A 25,648-nucleotide genomic window follows, 5' to 3' on the forward strand; every position below is an offset into this window, starting at 1 on the left:
ATAAAAAACGTATCATTTTTAATGATTGTAACTGTGAATTTAAAATTTTAATGATTAAATTTGATATAAAGCAGCTGATTATTATAGTATTTTAGTTTTTTAGACAAAATTAAATAAACAACATTACTCTGAAATAAGAAAACGGCTATTCTTTATTATAAAATATGTCAAAAATTAGATTTTTATTTGTTTTTTTTCGCGTTAAAAGTGATTAATTAGAATAATTCAATTGACAAAAAAGATTTTTGTACAATATGAAGTTTATGTGTGTAAAGTTTCTGTGTCATGAGTATGAATACGAAGTCACTGTAAATGCAAATAGCGTTTCACAAAACAAATAATATCTCAATTTTAAGATTAAAGGGAAACAAGGATGGAGCATCACCCAGTCCTAGAGGCTGAAAGTAGTTTAATTATTACATTGGTTGCCGATGTAGTTGCTGCTTATGTGAGTAATAATTCAATTCGGCCGATAGAAGTGCCAAGTTTGATCGCTGATGTTCATGCTGCTTTTCTTAAAGCAGGGAGTACAGCGTCAGTGGAGGTTGAAAAGCAAAGGCCTGCTGTTAATCCAAGACGTTCAATCTTTCCTGATTACCTTATTTGTCTTGAAGATGGAAAGAAGTTTAAATCTTTGAAGCGCCATCTCATGACACATTATAAAATGTCGCCTGAAGAGTATCGCGAAAAATGGCAATTAGAGAGTTCTTATCCTATGGTTGCGCCTAATTATACAAAAGCGCGTTCCGCTTTGGCTAAGGAAATGGGTCTTGGACATAACCGCCAAAAGAAAAAAAATAGGTAAAATTATACTCTCCACAATAGTCTTTAAGTTCGATGAAAATGAATAGTTTGGAGAGCATGTCTTATTTTTTAGAAGAGGAAATGATTTATTGAAGCGAGTGTTTGGGTATATTAATAGCTTTGGGCACGAATGCGTTTAATCATAGATTTAAGGCCATTTGATCGTTGTGGTGTTAAATTTTCGTTTAAACCAAGTGTTTCAATAAGTTCTTCAGCATTAGCGGTACGGATTTCAGAAGCTGTTTTACCTGAGTAAAAGGCAAGAATAATATAAATAAGACCACGCACAATGTGAGAATCAGAATCACCTTGAAATGTTAATATTGGATTTTCTGAGTTATCACGTGAAGATAAAAGCCACACTTGGCTGATGCAACCAGGCACTTTGTTGGTCTCGTTTCGAGAGTTTTCTGGAAAGGGTGGTAATTCATGACCCAGTTCAATCACATAACGATACCGATCTTCCCAGTTATCGAGGAGAGAAAAATTTTCTATAATATTATTGATCGTGTCTGCCATAACCTTAATCCTTATTTTATTTTGGTAGGTATGTGATACGTTGGAAGTAACAGATGAAAGAGTCTATACAGTTAGGATAATGATTCACTCTACGAGTTTTTGTTTTAAAGTAATTTCATGTTATCCTAATTCATCTCTTTTATAGTAGAGAGAGGGTTCTCTTTGGGATTAATATTTTTGGATTGTATCGTATCGTTATGACCAAATGTGTGATCAAGGTATTCATAGGCTATTTTTGCACCATTACGTGCATGTTCACCGATTGAACCTAAAAAGGATTTTCCAGTTTCGCAGGTTTGTATATTACGCTCACAGAATTTTCCTAAATCGTTTATAGTTTCTTTAAGAGCAATGGCTGTATCACTTGTTATTATATTCATGGCTGTTTGGCTTGAGGAGTTGTCATTATTTTGTTTTTTTACAAAAAGTGAAATGATGACAAAAACAAACAATAAAAAAAAGACTGATTTGATGAAAAAACGTATCATAGGAATCCAATATATCTCAGCAATAAATAGAAAGTAACAATTTATACTATTTTTGACTGCAAGTATAATATCAACATTTTACAAAATTTAGCATTCAGTGTTTTTTCACTAAAAATTGCATGTCAAACTTGCATTGTAAACAAGAATATTAACACAAAAAAATTCTCTTATTTCCACTAAATATAATGGATATTATTTCACTGAAAAGATAGAGTCGATGATGATAACACTTGAAGCTGTGATAAAGCTGATATTTGGGTACTGTACACTACATATTTTTCATTTTAAAGGAATCTCAAAGGTAATAGAGCATTTTAATAAATTCGATGTACGCTAATAATTGGATTTATTTTTTTCTTCCCATTGATTCATACATATATCCACTTGTAAACATGATTTTAAGGTTTTTGCTGGTTTAAATCTACATGTTAGCACAAAATTATATTTATTTTAATCATTTAAAGGATATAAAAATACGTAGTGGATGTATTATTCTACCACTAAAAGTAAAAAAATTTCAATTTTATGTAAAATACCAAAAAACTAAAATTAGAATAATGACAAAAAAACGCAAGATACGCAAAACGAAAATTGTAGAACGGCGTAATATTATTTTAGCATTTTTTTTACTCAACGGTCGTTTTCTTTTTTGGATAGCAAAACGATTATATCATTATACACGTGTGAATGCTTTGTTAGTTATAGGTTTATTCTTTTTTTCTGTGAGTTTTGGGTTTGTTTTATTTAATGCTTTGTTTTTACAGGAAAAAATAAAAAATGATGTTTTTATTCAAATGAAATTAATTCCAGTTTCTGTTATAGCAAAGAATTCCATTTTGCTTCAGGAACAAGCGATATTCCAAGCTGATGCTGTTTCTATGCCTATTGTAAGTAATTTACGTCAAGATTCATCTTTATATTCTCGACAGAATTTATCAGAAAATTTGTCGAAAATGCATAAAAAATTAGCAAAATTTGGGTTGTATGATAGCTCCTTGGGTGATTCAAAAATACATCATTCGGTGGATCAGATCGCTGTACTAATTGAGCGTAGCGAAATGGAGATGGCAAATAACATAGTAATGGAGGGTGTTGTAACTCAATCAGAGGAAGCTAGTTTAAAGCTTGTTATTGCAGATATTATGCAAGTGCAGGAAGCTTTGCGCGCTTTTGGTAATCAAGAGGTGACAGTCACAGGTATAGAAGATCAAAAGACTATGAATGCTGTAAAACAGTTTCAAAAAATATTTCATCTTCCTATAACGGGTAAGATTGATCACACAGTTTTAATAAAAATGCGCGAAGTTGGTTTGTTAAGTTAAAGATGATCTCTCTTCGGGAAGATTCTCGTTTGAAATTGTTGTAATCCGGGGTTATTATGAACATTGTTTATGATAATAGAGATTATGTTATTTTTGATACGTAATTTTGATAAAAAAATTCCATTATTCATATTACGTTCAGATAGAATAGATTATGAGAAGCTTATGATGGACAAAATTTTCTTATTTGCAATGCTATTATGTCTAATAAGACTAGATTCCGTTTTGGCTGCTGATTGTGCTGGGGTAGGTAAAAGGGTCGCTAATCAACAAGGCGGGATGTTAACTCGTTCGATGCCAATTGTTCAAAATGGCAAAAATATGTGTGTAGTTGTGATTGTTGTGCCTGCTCATAATGGTCAAAAGTCGCGCCGCGTTGAGGTTATCGTCCCTGCCGATTAACTTTATGTAGGGAGAGTGATGCGTATTTTGATTGTTGAAGATGATCGGGATCTCAATCATCAATTAGCAGAAACCGTGAGAAATGCAGGATATGTTTCTGATAGTGCTTTTGATGGTGAAGAAGCTTATTTTTTAGGAAGTACAGAGTCATATGATGCTGTGATTCTTGATATTGGTTTGCCACGTATGGATGGGATCCGTGTTGTTGAAAAATGGCGCCAAGACGGTCATACAATGCCTATTTTGATGTTAACAGCGCGCGATCGTTGGTCTGATAAGGTACTTGGCATTGATGCGGGAGCAGATGATTATGTTGTTAAACCATTTTATTTGGAAGAAGTAATGGCACGGTTACGAGCTTTAATCCGCCGGGCTTCTGGCCATGCGACAAGTGCATTATCTTGTGGTGCAGTTTTGTTGGATACTAAAACTTCTCGTGTTTTTGTCGATGGTCAATTAATTAAATTAACATCACATGAATTTCGGCTTCTCTCTTATTTGATGCATCATTGTGATAAAGTAGTCTCAAGGACAGAACTTATCGAACATCTTTATGATCAGGATTTTGATAGAGATTCAAATACGATTGAAGTTTTTGTGGGACGGTTGCGTAAAAAGCTTGGAGTGGATTTGATTGAGACAATTCGTGGAATGGGTTATCGGGTAACGTTAGGTGGCAAATGACAATTGTGAAGAATAATAGCCGGCTTAAGCGGTTATTTTTTTTCGTCGGTAAATCTCTTACTATTCGTGTTATGATTTTATCGACATTGTGGGTTGCGGTTTCACTTTCGTCTATCTCTGCAATCAGTATTTTATTTTATCAACGGGCAAGTGAACAAAGTTTAGAGCGTATTCTTTCCGCTCAACTTTACGGCCTTATTTCTACTGTGACCGTAACACCTGAGGGGTATTTGAGAGCAATTCCTGGATTTAGTGATATTCGTTATTCAGATCCAACATCAGGATGGTATTGGGAAGTGATCGCTGTATCACCTAATTTGCGTGGAAGGCTGACATCTCCATCATTGGGAAGTAAAATAATCGTTTCACCAAGCGATGTTGAGGTCCCCTTTGATAGTCAATTTTTTCGCTCTTATCGGGTAAAGGAAGAGAATAGTCGCAAGCTGCAAGTTATTGAAAGTGATGTTATTCTTGATAATCAAAACCGTGTTGCACGTTTTCGCCTCATTGGAAATATTGATGAAGTTCATGCACAAGTGCAAGAATTTAAGCAAACTTTGCAAATTTTCCTTTGGAGTTTTGGTATAGGGAGTGTTCTGATCAATATTGCTATTATCTTTTTTAGTTTTCAGCCATTAAAGCGAATCCAGCAAACATTAAATGATATCCGCGAGGGTAAGGCTGATTATGTGAATACGGATTTATTGAGTGAAGTTATGCCATTAGCACAAGAAGTGAATGCTCTCATTAATAATAATAGGCGCATTATTGAACGGTTTCGAATGCAAGTTGGTAATCTTGCTCACTCATTGAAAACGCCTTTGTCAGTCATTATTAATGAAGCAGATAAAATGGTTGGTGAACAGGCCATTTTATTGAGAGAACAAGCTAAAATAATGCAAGCTCAAATCAATCATTATTTGCAGCGTTCTAGGAGTGCAGCGCAATGCAACAGTGTTGTGTATCATACGTCTGTTCGCAAAACGCTTGATCGTTTGGTACGAGTTATGGAAAAACTCAACCCTGATAAACATATCCAATTTATCATGGAAAATGATGACATTTTTTTTTCTGGTGCAAGGGAAGATCTAGAAGAAATTGTAGGGAATTTAGTTGAAAATGCTGCTCAATGGTCTCGTACCAAAATCTTAATTTGTTGCTGCTTAGAAGAAAATGTTGAAGATACAGCATTCTTTAGTATCATTATAGAAGATGATGGTCCTGGTTTAACAGAAGAACAAATTGATGAAGCTTTAAAAAGAGGTCGACGACTTGATGAAAGTAAGCCAGGAGCAGGTTTAGGGTTAGCAATCGTTGCAGATATGGTCAATGAATATGGCGGCAATTTTTTCCTGTCACGTTCTGGGTTAGGTGGTTTACACACGAAAGTTTTTTTACCTAGACGGTAAAATAATTTGTCATTTAAAAGTAATGCAATATCAGAAAATTATCTTTTAAAGTAAGGGGTTGGGGATAGAGGATGTTGGTTGTAAGTTTTTTGATTTTTGTATTGGTACCATAGCGATATGCTCTTGTTAATTTTTGCTGCAATTTTTCTTCTTTTTCTAACAATCGCACTTTTTTTTTCGCTACATTTTGATTACAAGTTAAAAAAAAGAGGGAAAGTTTCAGCTATAAATATCAACCAGAGTCAGATCCATAAGACTAAATCTAATTGTGAATGTGACTGCACAGACGTTAAAAAATTACAAAAAGGACATCTTGCATCCTGCAATTCTAACATTTCTTTTGAAATACAGAAGGATTGCGCACAAAAGCTTTGCAAGTATCCTAAGAACATTTGTGTTCTTAAAATTATAGGGATTGTATTTGTTCTTTTTGTGACAGGGGGCATTTACTATGTGACGGGCGATCCAGAAGTTAAAAGTTATTTGTTTAGAGAACTAATGGATAAAGATTCAAAGATACTTAGTAAGCATGAAAGGATTGTACGTTTGCAAACGCTTTTTTTCCGTGATCCTCATGATGGTAAAATTGCAGATGAATTGGCGATAAGCTATCTTGAAGAAAACCTCTTTCAGGATGCAATGAATATTTATTTGGATTCGCTTCGCTTAAATGGAGAATCGGCTCCAAGGTTAGTGGGGTACGGTTTGGCATTAGTTGGGTATGAAGGTGGAGTAATTACGCAGGAAGCACAAGATGTTTTTCAAAAAGCTGCAGATTTAGCACCAAATGATTTTTATCCTCGTTTATTCTTAGCTGATGCACTTCGTCAGGCAGGTAAGTCTGCACAGGCGATTCAATTTTTAGAAAATTTTCTCGATAAAATGCCTAAAGATATCGCAGGACGATCACGTGTTGAGGCCATGATAGCTCAGTTGCGTCGTGCGTCTGATTAGATTGTGAGACCATTTACTTAGATTAGTTTACAAGTATTAAGGGAGATAGACTCATTGAATTGATATCATAAATACTTGATAAGAAGTTGCACTAGTATGAAGGATATGCAAAACTATCCAAATGTTAAGATCTATAAGTGGTAAAATGATATTTATACATACAACATGTTTGTAAAAATATTTTTTGTAAGTGAGCTATGAACAGTCAGTCTTTCAAGGATTTTCCTTCACTTAAGTTTATTTTAAAAAAGAGAAAAAAAGAGCGACTTTTAATGGTCTTATTGTGTCTTTTTGTCATGGCAGTTACAACAGGTCTTATAGTGTATGCAATGCGGAATACCGCAAATTTTTTCCGCACACCATCTGAAATTACTAAGGAAGATATTCTAACAGGTCGTCTTTTGCGTTTAGGTGGTATTGTTGAAAAAGGAACTGTTGAACATGATGGAAAGATGCAAGTTACTTTTTTCATAATTGATCATTTAAAACACGAAAAAGTAGTTTTTAATGGTTTGTTACCAGATCTTTTCCGTGAAGGTCAAAGTGTTATCGTAGAAGGTTATTTTGATAAACAGGGGCTTTTTATCGGAAAGCGCGTTTTGGCAAAACATGATGAAACTTATATGTCTAAGGAGACAGCTGATCGCTTGAAGAAACATCACGACATAAAGAGGTAATTACAGCGTGCTCATTGAATTGGGTCATATTTTTTTAGCTGCAGTATTTGCAGTGAGTTTACTGCAGGTATTTTTATCCATTTTTGGTGTTGTGAGAGAAGAACATTCATTGATGCAGACAGTGGTATCACTGACTTATATTCTCTTCATATTATTGCTTTTGTCCTTTTTGATTATTGTTCACGCTTATGTGATATCTGATTTTTCTGTTTTGAATGTTGTTAAGAATTCTCATTCAGAAAAACCAATGCTTTATAAGATTGTTGGGGTTTGGGGTAATCATGAAGGGTCAATGTTATTATGGGTTTTAATATTAGTTTTTTTTAGTTTATTGGTTGCTTTGTTTGGACAAAAATTACCGGTGCAATTTAAGGCATCGGTTTTAGGTTGCCAAAGCTTGATAACAAGCGCTTTTCTTTTATTTATTCTTTTTGTATCCAATCCATTTTTACGAATGAATCCACCAGCGTTACAAGGAAGTGATCTGAATCCTGTTTTACAAGATATTGCTTTAGCCATTCATCCACCGCTTCTTTATTTAGGCTATGTTGGTTTTTCGGTTTGTTTTTCTTTTTCGGTAGCCGCATTGATTACAGGATATGTCGATGGGGTTTGGGCGCATTGGGTACGGCCGTGGGCTCTTCTCGCATGGATTTTTTTGACACTTGGTATTATGGTTGGGTCATATTGGGCTTACTATGAGTTGGGGTGGGGTGGTTATTGGTTTTGGGATCCTGTTGAGAATGTTTCATTCATGCCATGGCTTGCTGGAACAGCTCTTTTGCACTCTATTCTTGTTCTTGAAAAGCGGGGTGCGCTGAAAAACTGGACTTTATTTTTAGCTATTCTTACTTTTTCACTTTCTCTTATGGGAACTTTTCTTGTTCGTTCAGGTATTTTAATATCTGTTCATAGTTTTGCTGTTGATCCAGCACGTGGGTGGGCACTTCTTTCTATTTTGTTTTTTTTCACGGGAGGCGCTTTTTTGCTTTTTGCTTTGCGGGCGCCTATTTCAAAAACAGACGGATTTTTTTTGCCAATTTCACGAGAGGGATTTATTGTTTTAAATAATTTATTTCTTACAACAGCAACAGCAACAATATTGATTGGTACGCTATATCCTTATTTTTTTGAGACGTTAACTGGACAAAAAATTTCTGTAGGTGCTGCTTTTTTTAATCTTACATTTGGATCTTTAATGGTGCCGCTATTATTTTTTGTTCCATTCGGATCGATGGTAGCGTGGAAGCGTGGTGATTTATTAGCGGTTTTTGAGCGGTTATGGTTTGTGTTTTTACTATCCTGTATAGCCTGCTTTATAACATTTTATGCAGCATCTTGGCGTGATATTTTTTGCGCTTTAGGAGTGGGGCTTTCAGTTTTCGTTTTTTTGGGTGGGTTAGCTGATCTTTGGGTAAAAAGCGGCCATAGAAAGACACCTTTTTTTGTACGGATTAAAAGGTTTTTAGGATTACCATGGTCCGTTTTTGGTGCTGCGTTAGCACATATGGGGTTAGGTGTTACACTATTTGGTATTATTTATTCTTCTCTTTTTGGACAAGAACGTATCTTAGTCATGAAAATAGGCGATAGTATTACGATGGCTGATAAAATTATACGTTTTGATGAAGTGCGGAATATTGCTGGATCAAATTATTCTGCAATGCAGTTTAATTTTAAAATATATAAAAATCAAAATTTAGTACATACTATGACAGCATCAAAACGATTTTATCCTAGTCAAAATATATCAACAACGAAAGTTGGTATTCAAAGTTATGGTTTTTCTCAATTTTATATTGTGCCAGGTCGTATTGATGACCAAGGTCTTGCTTTGCATATATGGTGGAAACCTTATGTAATTTATATTTGGTTTGGTGCCTTTATGATGGCAATAGGCGGATGTTTTTCTCTTTTAGATTATTGGTTTCGTATAAGTGTACGTCAACGGAGGAGTGTTGGTTTCAGACGCACTGAGAAGGGATGAATATGAGAAAGCTTTTTTATGGGGCTGTTATATTATTCTATGTTGTTATTTTTTATATGCGGTTAGGAATGGCTGTAGAGTTAGATAAGATGTTAGACGATCCTGTCCTTGAATTACGAGCTCGTGATATTTCGTTACATTTACGTTGTCCGGTTTGCCAAAATCAATCAATTGATGATTCCAATGCTTCGTTGGCACGTGATTTGCGCATTTTAGTGCGTGAAAGGTTAAAAGCAGGTGATAGTGATCAGCAGGTTGTCGATTTTCTTGTTGAGCGATATGGTGCATTTATTTTGTTGAAGCCGCCATTTAATAAAACCACATGGTTTTTATGGTTATCACCTCTGATAATTATGATTATTGGTGTTAGTTTTATATTTTTCTGGATAAGGCGCTGTGAATACAAAAAATTAATTATTTTGAATGCTGATGAAGAAAAAAGTTAACAATATCGTTGAAAGTAAATAAACATTATATCTAGAAAAGAATTCTGGCGAGTTTACACGAAATGAAGCTTTATTTATAACCAACGATTTTTTTATTTAACCTTACAGAACTTTAACAATTTAGACAGAAAACGGTAATGTCTGCTATTTTATGATGAATGAGGATAGAAATGAAATATTAGTGAATAGGAGCACATAAAAATGGTTAATCCCACTTTATATAGGACATTAAGAGCTATAGGTTTTTCGACTGCATTAGCAAGCACAATGTTTTTGAGTGGATCAAACTTATGGGGAAGCGCTGCTTATGCAAAACCTGTGTTCGTTATGTCAGGTCAACAGCAAGGGTTTGCAGATATTGTTTCTCAAGTAAAACCTGCTGTTGTTGCTGTACAGGTAAAGAGTGATAAAAAAGAAACAAAAAAAGATCGGTTTTTTGGTGGTTTTTTTGGAAGTCCAGGGATTGATCAATTACCAGATCAACATCCTTTGAAAAAGTTTTTTGAAGAATTTTATGAGTATACTCGGCCTAACGATAAACATTCAAATCGTTCACGTAAACCCCGTTCTATTGCATTCGGGTCTGGATTTTTTATCTCATCGGATGGTTATATTGTGACGAATAATCACGTAATTTCTGATGGAACAAGCTATTCTATTGTTCTTGATGATAGCACAGAACTCGAGGCAAAGCTGATTGGAACGGATCCTCGAACTGATCTTGCCGTATTGAAAGTAGATGATAAACGAACATTCACATATGTTGATTTTGCAGATGATACGGAAGTTCGTATTGGTGATTGGGTTGTTGCTGTCGGCAATCCATTTGGTCTTGGTGGAACTGTGACAGCAGGGATTGTTTCAGCGCGTGGGCGTGATATCGGTGCTGGTGTTTATGATGATTTTATTCAGATTGACGCCGCTGTTAATCGAGGTAATTCTGGTGGTCCAACTTTTAATCTAAATGGACAAGTTGTTGGGATTAATACAGCAATTTTTTCTCCTTCCGGTGGAAATGTTGGTATTGCCTTTGCTATTCCTTCAACAACAGCACAACAGGTTGTGAAACAAATCATTGAAAAGGGTTCGGTTCAGCGCGGTTGGATTGGTGTTCAGATTCAAGCAGTCACGAAAGAGATTTCTGATTCAGTTGGTTTAAAAGAAGTAAAAGGCGCTTTGGTTACTGATCCGTTGAAGGGGCCTGCACAGAAAGCAGGTATTAAGGCAGGTGATGTGATCATTTCAGTAAATGATGAAAAAGTCACCGATGCGCGTGATCTTGCAAAGCGTATTGCAAATATTAGACCAGGAGAAACAGCGACTTTAGGTGTTTGGAGATCTGGTAAAAAGGATAGCGTTAAGGTGAAGATCGATTCAATGCCTGAAAGCGAAAATAAGGGAGAAGGTTCAAAATCTTCAAGCAAGAAAGGTGGTTCTGAAACACTGGAGGATTATGGTTTAATTGTAACCACTTCCGATGATGATTCAGGGTTGATTGTAACGGATGTGGATTTGGATTCAGATGCAGCAGAGAGGGGAATTCGTCCCGGTGATGTGATCGTGACAGTCAACAATAAATCTGTTAAAAAGGCATCTGATGTTGCTGACGCAATCAAGTATGCACAAAAGTTAGGGCGCAGTGCGATATTACTACAAGTGCGGACAAAAGATCAGAATCGTTTTATTGCTCTTCCAATTATTAAAAAGTAATGTTTTTGGCATTGGGACAAGAGATTTTATAAATTTTTGTCCCAATAAATTATCGATTGAAATAATGGGATGCGTTGTATGAAAATACTCATTATTGAAGATGATCGTGAAACAGGGCGTTATCTCGAAAAAGCATTTTTAGAAGCAGGGCATGCAGCTGATATTACTTGTGATGGGGATACAGGTTATGCTTTAGCCGAGACAGAACGTTATGATGTTATGGTTATTGATAGGATGTTGCCGCATCGTGATGGTCTTTCTATCATTTCTGAGTTACGTGCAAAAGGGAATGAAACTCCTGTCCTTATTCTTTCTGCTTTAGGGCAAGTTGATGACCGTGTGATGGGGTTGCGCGCAGGAGGCGATGATTATCTGACAAAACCTTATGCCTTTTCGGAATTGCTTGCACGCGTGGAAGTATTACAGCGGCGAAAAAATCCTAAAGAAGCAGAAACTGTTTATTGTGTTGGCGATCTTGAGCTTGATCGATTATCACACACTGTGAAACGCGGTGAAATGAATATCATGTTGCAACCACGAGAATTTCGTTTGCTTGAATATTTAATGCGTCATGCTGGTCAGGTTGTGACACGCACGATGCTTTTGGAAAATGTTTGGGATTATCATTTTGATCCGCAAACAAATGTTATTGATGTTCATATTTCCCGTTTGAGAGCGAAAATAGAGAAAGATTTTGATATTCCGCTTTTGCATACGGTACGTGGGGCTGGATATATGCTGAAAGCTCCAGACAAAAAAACATGAACTATTTAATCAATATGATGCGCACAACTGCGCTAAGACTTTCTGCACTCTATATTCTATTATTTGGATTGGTTGCAGCAGCACTTTCTATTTATATGATGGCGTTTTCTGTTTCATTGTTGACAGATCAAACTGAACAGGCGTTACGTGAAGAATTAGGAAATATTGAAAGCGCTTATAATTATGGTGGGCTTGCTTTATTGGTGCGCACGATTGATCATCGTTCACGGCAACCAGGAGCATTTCTTTATCTTGTCACGGATCCTATGGGGCGTATTTTAGCAGGGAATGTTGCATATATTGAACCCGGTCTTCTTAACCATGATGGTTTTCTTCCGAGTTCCTTTTTATATTCACGTTTTGGCGAGCATGGTCAAACAAGTGAACATCGTGCTTTAGCAATCATTGTTGATTTACCCAATGCTATGAAACTTCTTATTGGACGAGATTTGGATGAACCAGAGCGTTTTGCAATCATCATTCGTAAGGCTATGATCATTGCTTTGGTAGCGATGGTTGGAGGTGCTTTATTAATATGGTTTTTTGTTGGTAGGCGTGCATTGCAGAGGATTGATCGTGTAACAGATGCATCACAGCGCTTAATGGACGGTAATTTTAGTGAGCGTTTACCTGTATCTGGAGCTGGTGATGAATTTGATCGACTATCAGCTAACCTTAATGTTATGTTAGATCGCATTGAAGAATTAAATATTGGTTTGCGCCAGGTATCAGATAATATCGCTCATGATCTTAAGACACCGCTAATGCGTCTTAGAAATCGTGCTGAAGAAGCTCTTTCAGGGAAAAAAACAGAGCTCCAATATCGACAAGCGTTGGATGATGTTATTGCTGAGTCAGATCAACTCATTCGTACTTTTAACGCAATTTTGATGATTTCACGCATTGAAGCTACCAATTCGATTGAGCATTTTGAGATCATGAATATGAAGCAGATTCTTGAAGATGCGGTTGAACTTTATGAACCTTTTGCCGAAGAAAAAGGTATTTTACTTCAGCTAGGGCATACATTTGACAAAAATCTTAAGCTAAATCGTGAGCTTATTGCACAATCAATATTTAATCTCATTGATAATGCGATTAAATATGCGTCTGAGGGTGAAAAGAAGACAGAGATTTCTTTGTCTATGGAATGCTTTTGTGAACGTTTACGTGTTGTGGTTAGTGATAATGGTCCAGGAATTGCAGTAGATAAGCTTGAAAAAGTAACAGAACGATTTGTTCGTCTTGAAGAAAGCCGTACGCAGCCAGGTTTTGGTATTGGTTTAAGTATGGCAAAAGCTGTTATGAAGCTTCATGGAGGCGAACTTATTTTAGAAAATGCAAATCCAGGGCTTAGAGCTATTCTATCGTTTCCTTAATCAGGCTTCACAAACATGCTTCTTTAGTTTTAGTGTGTTTGCTGTGTTTTAAATTTTAAATAGCATGGAAAGTTGAATACTTTTTCAAAAAGATACACAAGTGTTTTAAAATACGTCTCTTTTTTGTATTCATTATGAAAGTAGTGATCAATGATTGCAAAATATTAAAAAGTAAAAGAGAAAATTTAGAAATTGTTAATTTCTTAGTTGTTTCATCATGTATATATGCGGGAAGTGATATTATAGGTTATCGTTGATGTGCTAAATAGAAACAGGTTTTTCTGTAGTGAATCATGACGAGAATGTTTTTAATATCTAATTTTGTTTAATCGGTATTGTGATGGTTACAGTTGTGCCGTTCTCTTCTTCAGAGGCGATTTCAAGTTTTCCTTTGTGTAATTCTAGTAAAGAACGGGAGATAGCTAAGCCAAGGCCTGAGCCAGTATGGGTTTTGGTAAATTGATTTTCAACTTGTTCAAATGGTTTTCCAAGTTTTTTAATAGCTGATTGAGGAATACCAACTCCTGTATCTTTAATTTTAAAAATAAGATCATTTTTTTTCTGGAAAGCGCAGATATCAATACTACCGCCAGAGGGTGTGAATTTAACTGCATTAGAGATGAGATTAAGGAAAATTTGTCTCATTGCGCGGCAATCAAGTTCTGCGTGGAGTTTTGGTGCGATATTGGCTGTAATGGAAATCTTTTTTTCTTGTGCTTGTGGTGTCAGTGTACGAATTGCTTCACTAATGATGGGTTCAAGATCAACATTTTTACAATCAAGGGTAAATCTTCCTGCTTCGATTTTTGACATATCAAGGATATCATTAATGAGCGTTAGAAGATGAGTTCCTGAGTTATGAATATCACGCATATATTCTTCATAGCGTTGTGAGCCGAGAGGACCAAAAGTGGATTGTAACATAATATCTGAAAAACCAAGAATGGCATTAAGTGGAGTGCGCAATTCATGGGATATATTAGCTAAAAATTCTGATTTGGCTTTATTAGCACTTTCGGCTCGCTCTTTTTCTGCTTGCAGGCTTTTATTGAGTTTTTCAACTTCTGTTGCACGTTGCTGGGCATTTCCTCGTGCACGTTTGAGTTCTTGAATAAAAGAAAAAAGTCGTCTTTCGCTATCTTCAAATTTTTCTTGTTGTTGTTTAAGCTCGGAAATATCCGTCCCAATGCACACAAGCCCTCCATCTTGGGTGCGTCGTTCATTAATTTTAAGCCAGAAACCATCTGCTGTTTGTCGAATACTGGTCAAATTACCAGTACCATCATCTTCTTTGAGAAAATATTCACTAATAGCAGGGCGAGCCATAGCTGTGACAGTTGCACGTTGAATACCTGATTGTAGCATTTGTTTAGGAATAGCTGCATATTCGCAAAATTTACTATTAGACATGACCAGACGCCCCTCTGAATCCCACAGGACAAAAGATTCTGAAATATTTTCAATAGCATCACGGATACGAAGGTCAGCTTGTGCTGTTTGTTCAACAAATTGATGTTGTTCGCTAATATCGAAGGAAATACCAACTAAGTGAGGCTCTTCTTCTTCAGTAACTTCAGCACGAATACGCATCCATACATGATGACCATCGGCATGACGCATAGGGACGTTGATATCGATATGTTTTTTTTCACCACTCATTAATTCTTGAGCAAGATCAAAAAAATTAATATCGGTTGAATTGATAATGGCAGTGATTTGAGAAATTGATAGCAGGGAATCTTGAGGCACATAACCAAGCATTTCATACATGGCACGAGACCAATAAATACGTCCACTTGCCATGTTCCAATCCCACAGTCCACAGCGTCCACGCATCATTGCCATATCAATGCGGTTTTGAATTTTTTCTGAAATCAAATCTGTATTGCGTGCTCGTGTAACTTGAGTGTAGTAAGCATAGAGAAGCGCTAGAATAATACCAGCAGTTCCTATGAATAGAATTAGGTTTAATGAAAAGACTTTATGCCATTCCATATAGATATGTTGTGTTTTTTCACTGATGAATACGCCATATTGGCCGTTTTCTGTTTCATGAAATGACGCCAAGACAGGTTCTTCCCCTATCATAATTTGCATTGCACCAGTATATTTTCCAAGAGTCCATAAAGCAGTGCTTTGAGGGATAAAATCTTGTAAAGGTTTTCCTAAAGTTATATCTGAATTTGATGAGGCTAAAACATTTCTATTTTGGTCTATAATGGTGATCATAGTGTTGGTATTGGTGAGGCCTTCATTTTGAAAATTTATCAAAATATTTTGCAAATGATTATGAGAAAGAATAGCATTCTTTTCTTTCTTCGTAGCAGAAAGTAAATCACGATCAATTATATTTATGATATGAGTGGTTAGAAGAGTAATTTTAGAGCGCGTATCTTTATCAATAGCATTATGCCAATCATAAATTAACACGAAGCGGATCACTGCTAATACAATCAGAAACGTGATAATAATGAACGGAATAAAACGTCGCAGCCAAGGCTCAATAAATAGCAGTCTTTTATAATTTGAATCAGAAAGCTGATTAATATGTGCTGTTCGCGTCTTACGACTTTGAACACTCGATTTTGAATCGGAGTGCGTTTTCGTGGGCGCGTTATACACGTCCAATTTCGCCATTTCTGGTTCCTTTGATCATGAACAATATGATTGAATAACCATTGCGGTACTCATAACAACCCAATAAGCACAGTGAATCAAAACAGGAGTCTTCTGTCTAGTCTTTTTTTAGAAAATTTTAAAAAAGAAATTTTCTCTTCTGATTATAAATTACGAGCTCTTATAAAACGTTTAAATACAGCCTATAAACAGATAGAAAAGATCTGTTTATAGGATTTTTATTATTAGATAGCTCTTTTTTGTAATAAAATTATAATATATTGATTATAAATGTTTTTTAAGTGAGTATGCGATTGATAATATCTGCTACATCGCTTGATAATTTAGGTGCTGCTGCGATTGTTTTTAATGCTATTTCAAGTTTTTGCTGCCGAATGGGTTCCCATTGTTGCCAAGAGCGCATAATTGTTAACAACCGAGAAGCAAGTTGTGGATTTTTGTTGTCAATTTCTAGAATAAGTTGGCACAGGAAATGATAAGATGCACCGTCTATTCTATGAAAACCTGTTTGATTTTCAGTAGCAAAGGTACCAATTAAGGCACGAACTCGATTGGGATTGTCCTGTGAAAATAGTGGATGCTTCATGAGTTTTTGAACATGATCGAGAGTTGACGTTCCTGCAACTATCGCTTGGATAGAGAACCACTTATCCATGACTAAGGGGTTGTGCTTATATCGGGTTTCAAAATCATTTAAAGCATTTTTTGTTTGTTTGCTCTTGTTAAAGCGCTGTACTAAAATATTTAGGCTCGCTATGCGATCAGTCATATTATCAGACATTTCATATTGTGTAATAGCGTGATCCGGTTTGTTTTCTGCAAGAGAGAGATAATCTAATATAATGTTACGTAGTGCTCGTTTTCCGGTTTGCACAGTGTTTGGTGAATAAGGCTCTTTTATCTGCATCTGTGCATAAATTGTTGCGAAGAGTTCTTGATGAGTGTGTGCGATTGAAGCTAAAAATTGATTACGCACATCATAAATGCGATCTGGATCGATATTGTTAGTGAGTGTGTGCGCAAGTTCAATTTCGCTCGGTAAACTTAAGCACAATGCGCGAAACTCAGGTTCAAGATTTTCATCTTTGACAATGGTTGCTATCAATGTAAGCAGCTTAGAGGGCATGGCTATCTTTTCGAGCGTTTTATCCTTAATTGCTTGAATAAGAGTTTGAGTCATTAGATAATTAAGTGATTGCCAACGATTGATTTGATTGCTATCGTTTTGAGCAAGAAAGATGAGTTCACTTTCATTGAATGGTATATGTAAAGTAATAGGAGCAGAAAAATTTCGAAGCAGTGATAAAATAGGTTTTTCACTCAGTCCTCTGAATGTGAAAGTCTGACTTTCCTGAGAGAGCATCATAACATCTGATTGAATATTTTTATCAGCTTCATAAGTTAGTGGTTTTCCATTATGTCCCAATAAGCCAAAAGCAATAGGGATAAGCATGGGACTTTTTTTGTTTTGTTGCGGTGTTGTTGGAATATATTGTTTCGCATGAATTGTTAAAACACCCTCATTATAATAGCTATCAATTTCTACATTGGGTGTTGCCGCTTGTTCATACCACAGCATAAATTGTGAAAAATCTTGGTCAGAGATTTCAGCAAAACAGGAGATAAAATCCTCAATAGTACAAGCTTGTCCATCATGTCGTTGAAAATAAAGATCCATACCTTTACGGAAAAGAGTTGAGCCTAAGATAGTGTGCACCATACGGACTACTTCTGCCCCTTTTTCATAGACGGTTGTAGTATAAAAATTGTTGATTTCACTATATTGACGAGGGCGCACAGGATGAGCTAGTGGGCTAGAATCCTCAGGAAATTGAGTAGTTTTCAACATTTTTATATTTTCAATTCGTTGTAAGCTGCGTACATTTTGATCAGAAGAAAATTCCTGATCCCGGTAAACCGTTAATCCTTCTTTTAAACAAAGTTGAAACCAATCCCGGCAAGTTATACGATTGCCAGTCCAATTGTGGAAATATTCGTGTGCGATGATGCGTTCAATATTTTTATAATCTCGATCAGTTGCTGTTTCAGGATCTGCAAGAATGTATTTGTCGTTAAAAATATTCAGGCCTTTATTTTCCATTGCTCCCATATTGAAGTCTGAAACGGCAACAATATTGAAAACATCAAGATCATATTCGCGTCCAAAACATTCCTCATCCCAACGCATAGAACGTTTGAGTGCATCCATTGCATACATTGCGTATTCAGCTTTTCCTTTTTCTACATAAATCCCAAGTTTGACATGTCGTCCAGATGCGGTGGTGAAATAATCTGTTAACTGGTCAAGATTTCCACCAACTAAAGCAAAGAGATAAGACGGTTTTGGATAAGGATCTGTCCAAACAGCAAAGTGGCGATTATTATTCAAAGTTCCTGTTTCAACAAGATTGCCATTAGAGAGCAAGATAGGGGCTATCTGAGAATCTGCTTCAATTTTTACTGTGTAGGTAGAAAGAACATCTGGGCGATCATAAAAATAAGTAATGCGACGAAAACCCTCTGCTTCGCATTGTGTGCAGTAAACCCCATTGGAAAGATAAAGTCCCATGAGTTGACTGTTTTGTGCAGGATTAATTTCTGTTATCAATTCCAATGTAAAAGGGGCTGCTGGTGGGCTTGTAATTTCTAGATATGATGGGGTGCTTTTATAAGCATTTTCAGCTAATTTTTTACCATTGAGGACAATGGAAATTAGAGTAAGTTCATCACCAGAAAGTATCAGAGGTGTGAATTCTTTTGTATCGTTACGAGGTTCAATGAATAATGTTGCTGTAACACACGTTTTTGTGGGTTCTAGACAGAAGTTAAGCTGTGTTTTGGCTATAGCGTAGGGTGTTGGTTGGTAATCTTCTAAACAATAAATGGGCATTACTGGTTGTTTCATAGATTTTTTCCTGGTGATATTTTGATAGCAAAGATTGAAACAGTGTTGATGTTTTGAAAAAAGCAAGATCTAGGAATTACGAAAGGTTATTTAAACGATTTTTAACTTCTAGAAAGTCTACCCATGTGAGTTTTTTTTGACTAGGGGTTCGTAAAAGATAGGCAGGATGAAAAGTTGGCATGACCGGTATTTTAGCTTTATCTTTTGTTTCATAGGTAAGCCATTTCCCCCTTATGCGGACAATTCCGCTTTGAGTTCCAGTAAAAAATTGTACAGCAGTCCCTCCCAGAGCTACCAGGATACGAGGGTTAGCGAGTTGAATTTGACGTTCAATAAAGGGGCGGCATAATGCTATTTCTCTTGCTGTTGGTGTGCGATTGCCTGGTGGACGCCAAGGAACAGTGTTAGCTATGTAAACATTTTCTCTTGTTAGACCAATAGATGCCAGTATTTTGTTAAGTAATATGCCTGCTTTTCCTACGAATGGAATTCCTTGTATATCTTCTTCTCGTCCTGGTGCTTCTCCTATAAGCATGATTGGGCTTCCTGCTGTCCCATCTGAAAAACAGGTATTTTTAGCTGTCATTTTTAATGAACAACCATCAAAAGCGAAAAGAGCAGATTTTAATTCGTCAAGAGTTTTAGCATTTTTTGCTATTTCGATGGCTGAAAGCGCGTGTTGCGTTGTATCGGGATGATGAAGTAGAGGGGTATTGAGTTTTATAGTTTGTGGTGTTCGTTGATGAGAAGGGATGTGACATGTCTGTTTTAATTTCTGTTCTGAAGAAGGAGCTTGATTAAAGCGGTTAATGGGTTCATCCGCAAGCGCGGCATCTGCACCACTTTCTTTATAAAAGCTTAGCAATTCTTCATACGAGATTGGACATTGCGTTTGTTGTGACATTTCACTTTTTTATTCATAGTTGACTGATTAATGAATAAACCAAGCAAAATTATTCTTCAAGCTTTATGATGAGCTTATTGTTTGTAAAGATTTAAAATATTGAGATGATAGTAAGATGAAAATAGATGATTTCTATTGCACTATAATGGGAAGTAAATTGCGAGAAATATAGCGAGAAATCTTATGAGAAAATAAGAGCTATTAAGTTTTAATGATCTTTTTGGCAATGAGTTAAAAGAAGTGTGTGAATATACGCTTTTGCATTTTTGACAGCGTCAGTCATAGTTTCATTAAGTGCTAAGTGCGTAGCAATAGCGCTTGAAAGAAGGCAACCTGTACCCCGCATTGTTCCTTTTAAACGTGGAGCGGAAATATTGATAACTTCAGTTTGGCTAATTAAGCTATCTGTTGCAAATGGACCATCAGCATGCCCGCCTTTAACCAATATATAACGCGGACCCAGCGAAAGGAGTTTTTTTGCTTGTTGTATTGCCTCTTGATGATTAGAGGCCAATGGACTTTGGCTAAGAAGAGCTAATTCTTTCATATTTGGTGTTAAAATATCAATATGAGGAAGTAGTTTATTATTCATAATTTCTATAATTTTTTCTGTTGTGAGTTTTCCTTTTGATGAGGCGACAAAAACAGGGTCAAGAACAACAGGAATATGGTTGTAATTTTTTAGTATATTACAGATCTCTGCTATAATTTCCTGAGTGCCTGTCATACCAATTTTGATTGCACTTATTGGGGTAGCTTCTAAGGCTACTTGCATTTGTGCGGCAACGAATTTTCCTTTCATGGGGACAATTTCAGCAACGTGGTTATTATTTTGCACATTAACAGAGGTAATCGCTAAACTTGCTCTTATTTGAAAGTGTGCAGTCGTTTCTATATCACGAACAATACCAGCACCACCTGTTGGGTCGGTACCTGCAACAACAAGAATAGAAGGTATCAACGCCATTTTTGGGTCACTTTTATCCACTGTTGGACACGTTCTTTAGGTTTTTTATGTAAAATAATATCAGTGATAGCAGCGGCACTATTAGCCCCTGCTTGCAAAACATTGGTAGCGCGTTCTGGTGTTAAACCACCAATGCCAACGAGAGGTAAGGGGCCAATCAGTTTTTTCCATTGTTTGATTTTTTCTAGTCCTTGTGGGGCCCACTTCATTTTTTTCAAGATTGTTGGGTAAATAGGGCCAAGTGCAATATATTCAGGGCAAAAAGATAGAGCGATATCCAATTCATATTCATCGTGGGTGCTAAGACCAAATTTTATACCATTTTTACGGATTATAGGAATATCAGCATTGCTTAAGTCTTCCTGTCCGAGATGAATAAAATCGCATTTTTCATCAATGGCTATTTCCCAATAATCATTAACGATGAATTGTGTTTCAAATTGATCACATATATTTTTTGCTCGTTTTATATGGTGTCTTATGAGTTCTGTATCTTTATTTTTTATACGTAATTGCACAAGCTTTATCCCAAGGGGGACGTAACGTTCGATCCAGTCAGCATTGTCAACAATGAGATAAAATGGATCGAGTTTCATGAAAATACTGCTTTCCCAATAATGGGTGTTGAAGGCACAGCTACATCGCGTGCTTCTAGTATACCTGCTTTATAGGCCATATAGCCCGCGTTAACAGCTTTAGAAAATGCTTCAGCCATCAAGACAGGATCACCTGCTTTAGCGACAGCGGTGTTGAGTAAAACTGCATCATAACCAAGTTCCATAGCAATGGTAGCATGTGATGGGCGCCCAATGCCTGCATCAATAACAAGAGTAAGATCAGGAAGATAAGCTCGGATAGAGCGTAATCCATCTATATCACGAGGGCCTTTGGCAGACCCAATAGGAGCATACCAAGGCATAATAACTCGACAACCAACTTCGAGGAGTTTTTCGGCAACGATGAGATCATCTGTTGTGTAGGCAAAAATTTGAAATCCCTCATTATTTAGAATTTGTGCTGCTTCAACTAAGGCAAAAATATTTGGTTGTAATGTATCCGGGTTACCAATAACTTCGAGTTTAATCCAAGGTGTTTTAAATAGATCTCGTGCTAATTGTGCTGTCGTAACAGCTTCTTTAATTGTGTAACAACCAGCGGTATTGGGTAGTATTGTGACGTTAAGTTCCTTGAGAAATTTCCAAAATTGTCCACTATGTTTTCCACCCGCAGTTTCTCGACGTAATGAAACTGTTACAATTTCTGTGCCAGATTTATGAATAGCCTTACGCAGGATTTCTGGTGAGGGATATTGAGCTGTACCTAATAGAAGGTGAGATGAGAATTCATGGCCATAAAAATTCAACATGGCTTCAACCTCCTTGCATTGGGCTTAGAATTTCAATTCTATCTCCTTCATGCAAAGCATATTGATCGCGTGCATCTGAAGAAACAACTTCAGAATTGACAGCAGTTGCCAGCCAATTTCCCTTATAACCTAATTCTTCAAGGAGTAAATTTAAATAGGTGACGTCTGTTTGGATTATTTCATCATTGACAAATATTTTCATATTTCATTCCAATGCTAATTTTACTGCTTGTTTTGCAATTTCTGGAGATAAAAGAAAACCATGTCTATAAAAGCCATTTATGGAGATATGGTTGTTTTTTTTGCTAACATGAGGGAGATTATCAGGGTAACATGGGCGTATTCCGACACCAGATTCAATAATTTCTGCTTCAGCAAAAGCAGGATGCAAAGTATAGGCAGCATTGAGCAATTCCATCATTGATCTTGCTGAAATTGCGCTATTAAAGTCGCTTTCAATCATTGTTGCCCCGATCATAAAAATATTATCTTGTCGGGGAACAACATAGAGTGGAAACCGTGGATGAAGAAGGCGAATTGGACGAGAAATTTTGATATCCGCACTGCGTAAGAGAAGCATTTCTCCACGTACTCCTCGTATATCTTTATCTTTTCTTAAGCGCGCTATTCCTGTTGCATCAATAATAATATCGAAATTTTTTTCAGAAATTCCTACATCAACGACATATGCACCATTTTTTATAAGAATATTTTTTAAAGTCAGCAGTGCTTTGCGGGGATCAATATGCGCTTCAGTCGCATAAAAGAGTGCATGATGAAAACGCCCGTTGAGGTCCGGTTCAAGGTGAGCTATTTTCGTACTGTTAATGGTTTTGTGATTGTTGGTACGCAATGAAAATCGTTCGAGCTCTACCATGTCTCGTGTTGGTGCAACAACTAAAGTACCCCTTTGTTTTACAATTTCAGGGAGGGTTTTACTCCACCATTGTATAGCTCGTATACCGAGATCTTCAACAATTTGTTCAGAACTCTCTTTTTCACAATAAGGTGCTAGCATGCCTCCTGCATACCAGCTTGCAGATCCTATAGGAAAATGAGGTGGAGCAGACAAGGTGATAGCAGCACCCTGTTGTTGTAACATAAAGGCAACTGTTAAACCGCCTATACCAGCTCCTTTGATAAGAATGTTTTTCAATCGTCTACTTTTTCTTTTATAGAAGGCGTAACTTTCATATAGAGATCACCATTTTGTTGATACTTTTCGGCCATAGCAGCCATGCCTTCGTCTCTTGTTTTTTTTGTTGCCACTGCATCACGGATATCGTGGGAAATACGCATTGAGCAAAATTTAGGCCCACACATAGAACAAAAATGCGCTAGTTTATGAGCTTCTTTAGGCATTGTTTCATCATGAAAGGCACGGGCTGTATCTGGATCAAGAGAAAGGTTGAATTGATCATGCCATCGAAAATCAAATCGTGCGCGTGAAAGAGTGTTATCACGCAATTGTGCTCTAGGTAAGCCTTTAGCAAGGTCCGCAGCATGGGCAGCAATTTTATAAGTGATGACACCAGTTTTGACATCATTTTTATCTGGTAGACCTAAGTGTTCTTTAGGTGTTACATAACAAAGCATTGCTGTTCCAAACCAACCAATCATGGCTGCACCAATAGCTGATGTGATATGGTCATATCCAGGCGCAATATCAGTTGTAAGGGGGCCTAAAGTATAAAAGGGTGCCTCATTACAGAGAGCTAATTGTTGATCCATATTTTCTTTAATTTTATGCATTGGAACATGGCCAGGTCCTTCAATCATGGTCTGTACATCTTTTTCCCATGCAATTTGGGTTAGTTCACCTAAAGTTTTAAGCTCTGCAAATTGAGCTTCATCATTTGCATCAGCAATAGATCCAGGACGCAATCCATCACCTAATGAAAGAGATATGTCATATGTATGTGCAATATCACAAATTTCATCAAAATGCTCATAGAGAAAATTCTCTTTGTGGTGATGCAAGCACCATTTGGCTATAATTGAACCACCTCGCGAAACAATACCTGTTGTGCGATCAATAGTTAGAGGAATGAAAGCTAATCTTAATCCTGTATGAATAGTAAAATAATCGACGCCCTGTTCTGCTTGTTCAATAAGAGTATCGCGAAAGATATCCCATGTTAGGTTTTCAGCAATACCATGTACTTTTTCAAGTGCTTGATAAATTGGAACAGTTCCTATAGGAACTGGAGAGTTTCGAATAATCCACTCACGAATATTGTGAATATTACGGCCCGTTGAAAGATCCATAACGGTATCGGCTCCCCAGCGAATGGCCCAAACCATTTTTTCTACTTCTTCTGCCATGGATGAAGTAACTGCTGAATTTCCAATATTAGCATTAATTTTAACACGAAAGTTACGCCCAATAATCATGGGTTCGCATTCTGGATGATTGATATTCTGCGGGATAATGGCTCGTCCACAGGCAATTTCATTGCGAACAAATTCTGCTGTGTAGACTTCCGGTATTGATGCATCAAGTGCTTTACTTGATGTTGTTTGCTGTTTGTTTTTTTCTGTCAGACCTTCATTTTCACGTATTGTAACATATTCCATTTCTGCAGTGATAATACCTGCCCGTGCATAGGTCATCTGTGTAATGGATTTACCATTTTTTGCACGCAAAATAGGTCGTTTTTTTTCAAAGACTGGTGTCAGGTCTCTACCATGGGTAAAGCCATTGTCTTCAGGTTTAACTAATCGAGCAGGGTAAGATTCAGTATCAGCACGTTCAGATAGCCAAGGTATTCTGATTGCAGGCAAGCCTTTCGTAATATCAATGATTACATTTTCATCTGTGTAAGGGCCTGAAGTATCATAGACGTTGAAAGGACTCTCGCCGCTGCCATCTGTCAGTAAAATTTTACGTAATGGCACACGCACATTGGGAAAGAGAAGGCTTTGTTGATAAAATTTTTGCGAAGAAGGAAAAGGGCTACAACTAACTGATGGAGTATGTTTTTGCACAAACTTTCTCTCTATAAATTTGTAATTCAATGGAAAGTTACAAGGTTAATCAGAATATATTTAACTGATTGATTGTACTCGATTTTAAATTGTCAGGTACAATGTCACTTTCATACCAACACATATTCGGTAAAATTTAGAAAATGTTTCTTTGAGAAAATCAATGAAATATCTTTAATAATTGTTTGTTTTACATACCCCAACCCCGATCAGAATATTTCACTTACATGGTAATCATCAGCTTAAATTCTTATATTGTCAATCGCAAAGATGCGTTCTTAACGATTTTGGAATATTTTTTAGAATGAAGATAAAAATTATTATATGAATTACAT

The 25,648-nt window shown here is 36.5% G+C and carries 23 protein-coding genes; 12 read left to right on the forward strand and 11 right to left on the reverse strand.

Annotated elements, in window-relative coordinates; genetic code table 11:
- Window positions 1–373 precede the first annotated feature (373 nt).
- Window positions 374–805, forward strand: coding sequence for a MucR family transcriptional regulator (locus tag H710_RS02615; RefSeq protein WP_041849305.1), 432 nt, complete (start codon window positions 374–376; stop codon window positions 803–805).
- 110 nt (window positions 806–915) lie between these two features.
- Here the strand turns inward: H710_RS02615 and H710_RS02620 are convergent, their stop codons facing one another.
- Both H710_RS02620 and H710_RS02625 read right to left on the reverse strand, forming a co-directional pair.
- Window positions 916–1,323: a SufE family protein gene (locus tag H710_RS02620; RefSeq protein WP_041849306.1), complete on the reverse strand. Its 408-nt coding sequence runs from the start codon at window positions 1,321–1,323 to the stop codon at window positions 916–918.
- Between the two features lie 125 nt (window positions 1,324–1,448).
- Window positions 1,449–1,703, reverse strand: coding sequence for a DUF5330 domain-containing protein (locus H710_RS02625; protein WP_348519594.1), 255 nt, complete (start codon window positions 1,701–1,703; stop codon window positions 1,449–1,451).
- A gap of 665 nt (window positions 1,704–2,368) precedes the next feature.
- On the opposite strand from H710_RS02625, the gene H710_RS02630 reads away from it, so the two are divergent.
- The 11 genes from H710_RS02630 to H710_RS02680 all read left to right on the forward strand — a co-directional run bounded on the left by H710_RS02630 (window position 2,369) and on the right by H710_RS02680 (window position 13,546).
- Window positions 2,369–3,133 (forward strand): peptidoglycan-binding domain-containing protein, encoded by a 765-nt coding sequence (locus tag H710_RS02630; protein WP_041849308.1) that lies wholly within the window; start codon window positions 2,369–2,371, stop codon window positions 3,131–3,133.
- 165 nt (window positions 3,134–3,298) lie between these two features.
- Window positions 3,299–3,535: a hypothetical protein gene (locus H710_RS02635; RefSeq protein ID WP_041849500.1), complete on the forward strand. Its 237-nt coding sequence runs from the start codon at window positions 3,299–3,301 to the stop codon at window positions 3,533–3,535.
- An 18-nt stretch (window positions 3,536–3,553) separates the two neighbouring features.
- The gene (locus H710_RS02640; RefSeq protein ID WP_041849309.1) at window positions 3,554–4,219 is read left to right on the forward strand and encodes a response regulator transcription factor; all 666 of its coding nucleotides are present in this window, start codon (window positions 3,554–3,556) and stop codon (window positions 4,217–4,219) included.
- Window positions 4,216–5,628: a sensor histidine kinase gene (locus H710_RS02645; RefSeq protein ID WP_041849310.1), complete on the forward strand. Its 1,413-nt coding sequence runs from the start codon at window positions 4,216–4,218 to the stop codon at window positions 5,626–5,628. Before H710_RS02640 ends, H710_RS02645 begins: the two co-directional genes overlap by 4 nt.
- A gap of 117 nt (window positions 5,629–5,745) precedes the next feature.
- The gene (locus tag H710_RS02650; RefSeq protein WP_041849311.1) at window positions 5,746–6,582 is read left to right on the forward strand and encodes a tetratricopeptide repeat protein; all 837 of its coding nucleotides are present in this window, start codon (window positions 5,746–5,748) and stop codon (window positions 6,580–6,582) included.
- Between the two features lie 197 nt (window positions 6,583–6,779).
- The gene (ccmE, locus tag H710_RS02655; RefSeq protein WP_041849312.1) at window positions 6,780–7,259 is read left to right on the forward strand and encodes a cytochrome c maturation protein CcmE; all 480 of its coding nucleotides are present in this window, start codon (window positions 6,780–6,782) and stop codon (window positions 7,257–7,259) included.
- 7 nt (window positions 7,260–7,266) lie between these two features.
- Window positions 7,267–9,246, forward strand: a complete 1,980-nt coding sequence (locus tag H710_RS02660) for a heme lyase CcmF/NrfE family subunit (RefSeq protein ID WP_041849313.1) — start codon at window positions 7,267–7,269, stop codon at window positions 9,244–9,246.
- Window positions 9,247–9,248: 2 nt separating this feature from the next.
- A complete protein-coding gene (locus H710_RS02665; protein ID WP_041849314.1) occupies window positions 9,249–9,692 on the forward strand; it encodes a cytochrome c-type biogenesis protein in 444 nt (147 codons plus the stop codon).
- A 201-nt stretch (window positions 9,693–9,893) separates the two neighbouring features.
- Window positions 9,894–11,402 carry a Do family serine endopeptidase gene (locus H710_RS02670; RefSeq protein WP_041849315.1) on the forward strand — a complete coding sequence of 503 codons (1,509 nt, stop codon included), beginning with the start codon at window positions 9,894–9,896 and terminating at the stop codon, window positions 11,400–11,402.
- 78 nt (window positions 11,403–11,480) lie between these two features.
- Complete coding sequence (locus H710_RS02675; RefSeq protein ID WP_041849316.1) at window positions 11,481–12,167, forward strand: response regulator transcription factor; 687 nt, start codon at window positions 11,481–11,483, stop codon at window positions 12,165–12,167.
- Complete coding sequence (locus tag H710_RS02680; protein WP_041849317.1) at window positions 12,164–13,546, forward strand: sensor histidine kinase; 1,383 nt, start codon at window positions 12,164–12,166, stop codon at window positions 13,544–13,546. Before H710_RS02675 ends, H710_RS02680 begins: the two co-directional genes overlap by 4 nt.
- A 315-nt stretch (window positions 13,547–13,861) precedes the next feature.
- Here the strand turns inward: H710_RS02680 and H710_RS02685 are convergent, their stop codons facing one another.
- From H710_RS02685 to thiC, 9 genes are all read right to left on the reverse strand, one after another.
- Window positions 13,862–16,183, reverse strand: a complete 2,322-nt coding sequence (locus H710_RS02685; RefSeq protein WP_041849318.1) for a sensor histidine kinase — start codon at window positions 16,181–16,183, stop codon at window positions 13,862–13,864.
- Between the two features lie 277 nt (window positions 16,184–16,460).
- Window positions 16,461–19,088, reverse strand: coding sequence for an aminopeptidase N (pepN, locus tag H710_RS02690; protein WP_041849319.1), 2,628 nt, complete (start codon window positions 19,086–19,088; stop codon window positions 16,461–16,463).
- Between the two features lie 76 nt (window positions 19,089–19,164).
- Window positions 19,165–19,992, reverse strand: a complete 828-nt coding sequence (locus tag H710_RS02695) for a uracil-DNA glycosylase (protein ID WP_041849320.1) — start codon at window positions 19,990–19,992, stop codon at window positions 19,165–19,167.
- A gap of 208 nt (window positions 19,993–20,200) precedes the next feature.
- A complete protein-coding gene (locus H710_RS02700) occupies window positions 20,201–20,959 on the reverse strand; it encodes a hydroxymethylpyrimidine/phosphomethylpyrimidine kinase (RefSeq protein WP_041849321.1) in 759 nt (252 codons plus the stop codon).
- Window positions 20,950–21,555, reverse strand: coding sequence for a thiamine phosphate synthase (locus H710_RS02705; RefSeq protein ID WP_041849322.1), 606 nt, complete (start codon window positions 21,553–21,555; stop codon window positions 20,950–20,952). The genes H710_RS02700 and H710_RS02705 overlap by 10 nt, the downstream gene beginning before the upstream one ends.
- Entirely contained in the window at window positions 21,552–22,325 is a 774-nt protein-coding gene (locus tag H710_RS02710) for a thiazole synthase (RefSeq protein WP_041849323.1), read from the reverse strand. Before H710_RS02710 ends, H710_RS02705 begins: the two co-directional genes overlap by 4 nt.
- Before the next feature lie 4 nt (window positions 22,326–22,329).
- Window positions 22,330–22,527 (reverse strand): sulfur carrier protein ThiS, encoded by a 198-nt coding sequence (thiS, locus tag H710_RS02715; protein WP_041849324.1) that lies wholly within the window; start codon window positions 22,525–22,527, stop codon window positions 22,330–22,332.
- Between the two features lie 3 nt (window positions 22,528–22,530).
- A complete protein-coding gene (locus tag H710_RS02720) occupies window positions 22,531–23,481 on the reverse strand; it encodes an FAD-dependent oxidoreductase (protein WP_041849325.1) in 951 nt (316 codons plus the stop codon).
- Window positions 23,478–25,313, reverse strand: coding sequence for a phosphomethylpyrimidine synthase ThiC (thiC, locus tag H710_RS02725; RefSeq protein WP_041849326.1), 1,836 nt, complete (start codon window positions 25,311–25,313; stop codon window positions 23,478–23,480). The genes H710_RS02720 and thiC overlap by 4 nt, the downstream gene beginning before the upstream one ends.
- Between the last annotated feature and the right edge of the window lie 335 nt (window positions 25,314–25,648).

This window comes from Bartonella bacilliformis Ver097, from assembly GCF_000709795.1.
In the GTDB taxonomy this organism is placed as follows: domain Bacteria; phylum Pseudomonadota; class Alphaproteobacteria; order Rhizobiales; family Rhizobiaceae; genus Bartonella; species Bartonella bacilliformis_A.

Excerpts from the sequence above, each read along its gene's own strand:
- H710_RS02630 (WP_041849308.1), top strand. The coding sequence starts at position 2,369 with ATGACAAAAAAACGCAAGATACGCAAAACGAAAATTGTAGAACGGCGT.
- H710_RS02710 (WP_041849323.1), bottom strand. The coding sequence starts at position 22,325 with ATGTTGAATTTTTATGGCCATGAATTCTCATCTCACCTTCTATTAGGT.
- ccmE (WP_041849312.1), top strand. The coding sequence starts at position 6,780 with ATGAACAGTCAGTCTTTCAAGGATTTTCCTTCACTTAAGTTTATTTTA.
- H710_RS02695 (WP_041849320.1), bottom strand. The coding sequence starts at position 19,992 with ATGTCACAACAAACGCAATGTCCAATCTCGTATGAAGAATTGCTAAGC.
- H710_RS02670 (WP_041849315.1), top strand. The coding sequence starts at position 9,894 with ATGGTTAATCCCACTTTATATAGGACATTAAGAGCTATAGGTTTTTCG.
- H710_RS02675 (WP_041849316.1), top strand. The coding sequence starts at position 11,481 with ATGAAAATACTCATTATTGAAGATGATCGTGAAACAGGGCGTTATCTC.
- H710_RS02615 (WP_041849305.1), top strand. The coding sequence starts at position 374 with ATGGAGCATCACCCAGTCCTAGAGGCTGAAAGTAGTTTAATTATTACA.
- H710_RS02700 (WP_041849321.1), bottom strand. The coding sequence starts at position 20,959 with ATGGCGTTGATACCTTCTATTCTTGTTGTTGCAGGTACCGACCCAACA.
- H710_RS02620 (WP_041849306.1), bottom strand. The coding sequence starts at position 1,323 with ATGGCAGACACGATCAATAATATTATAGAAAATTTTTCTCTCCTCGAT.
- pepN (WP_041849319.1), bottom strand. The coding sequence starts at position 19,088 with ATGAAACAACCAGTAATGCCCATTTATTGTTTAGAAGATTACCAACCA.
- H710_RS02625 (WP_348519594.1), bottom strand. The coding sequence starts at position 1,703 with ATGAATATAATAACAAGTGATACAGCCATTGCTCTTAAAGAAACTATA.
- H710_RS02650 (WP_041849311.1), top strand. The coding sequence starts at position 5,746 with ATGCTCTTGTTAATTTTTGCTGCAATTTTTCTTCTTTTTCTAACAATC.
- H710_RS02680 (WP_041849317.1), top strand. The coding sequence starts at position 12,164 with ATGAACTATTTAATCAATATGATGCGCACAACTGCGCTAAGACTTTCT.
- H710_RS02685 (WP_041849318.1), bottom strand. The coding sequence starts at position 16,183 with ATGGCGAAATTGGACGTGTATAACGCGCCCACGAAAACGCACTCCGAT.
- thiS (WP_041849324.1), bottom strand. The coding sequence starts at position 22,527 with ATGAAAATATTTGTCAATGATGAAATAATCCAAACAGACGTCACCTAT.
- H710_RS02645 (WP_041849310.1), top strand. The coding sequence starts at position 4,216 with ATGACAATTGTGAAGAATAATAGCCGGCTTAAGCGGTTATTTTTTTTC.
- H710_RS02635 (WP_041849500.1), top strand. The coding sequence starts at position 3,299 with ATGATGGACAAAATTTTCTTATTTGCAATGCTATTATGTCTAATAAGA.
- H710_RS02665 (WP_041849314.1), top strand. The coding sequence starts at position 9,249 with ATGAGAAAGCTTTTTTATGGGGCTGTTATATTATTCTATGTTGTTATT.
- H710_RS02640 (WP_041849309.1), top strand. The coding sequence starts at position 3,554 with ATGCGTATTTTGATTGTTGAAGATGATCGGGATCTCAATCATCAATTA.
- H710_RS02705 (WP_041849322.1), bottom strand. The coding sequence starts at position 21,555 with ATGAAACTCGATCCATTTTATCTCATTGTTGACAATGCTGACTGGATC.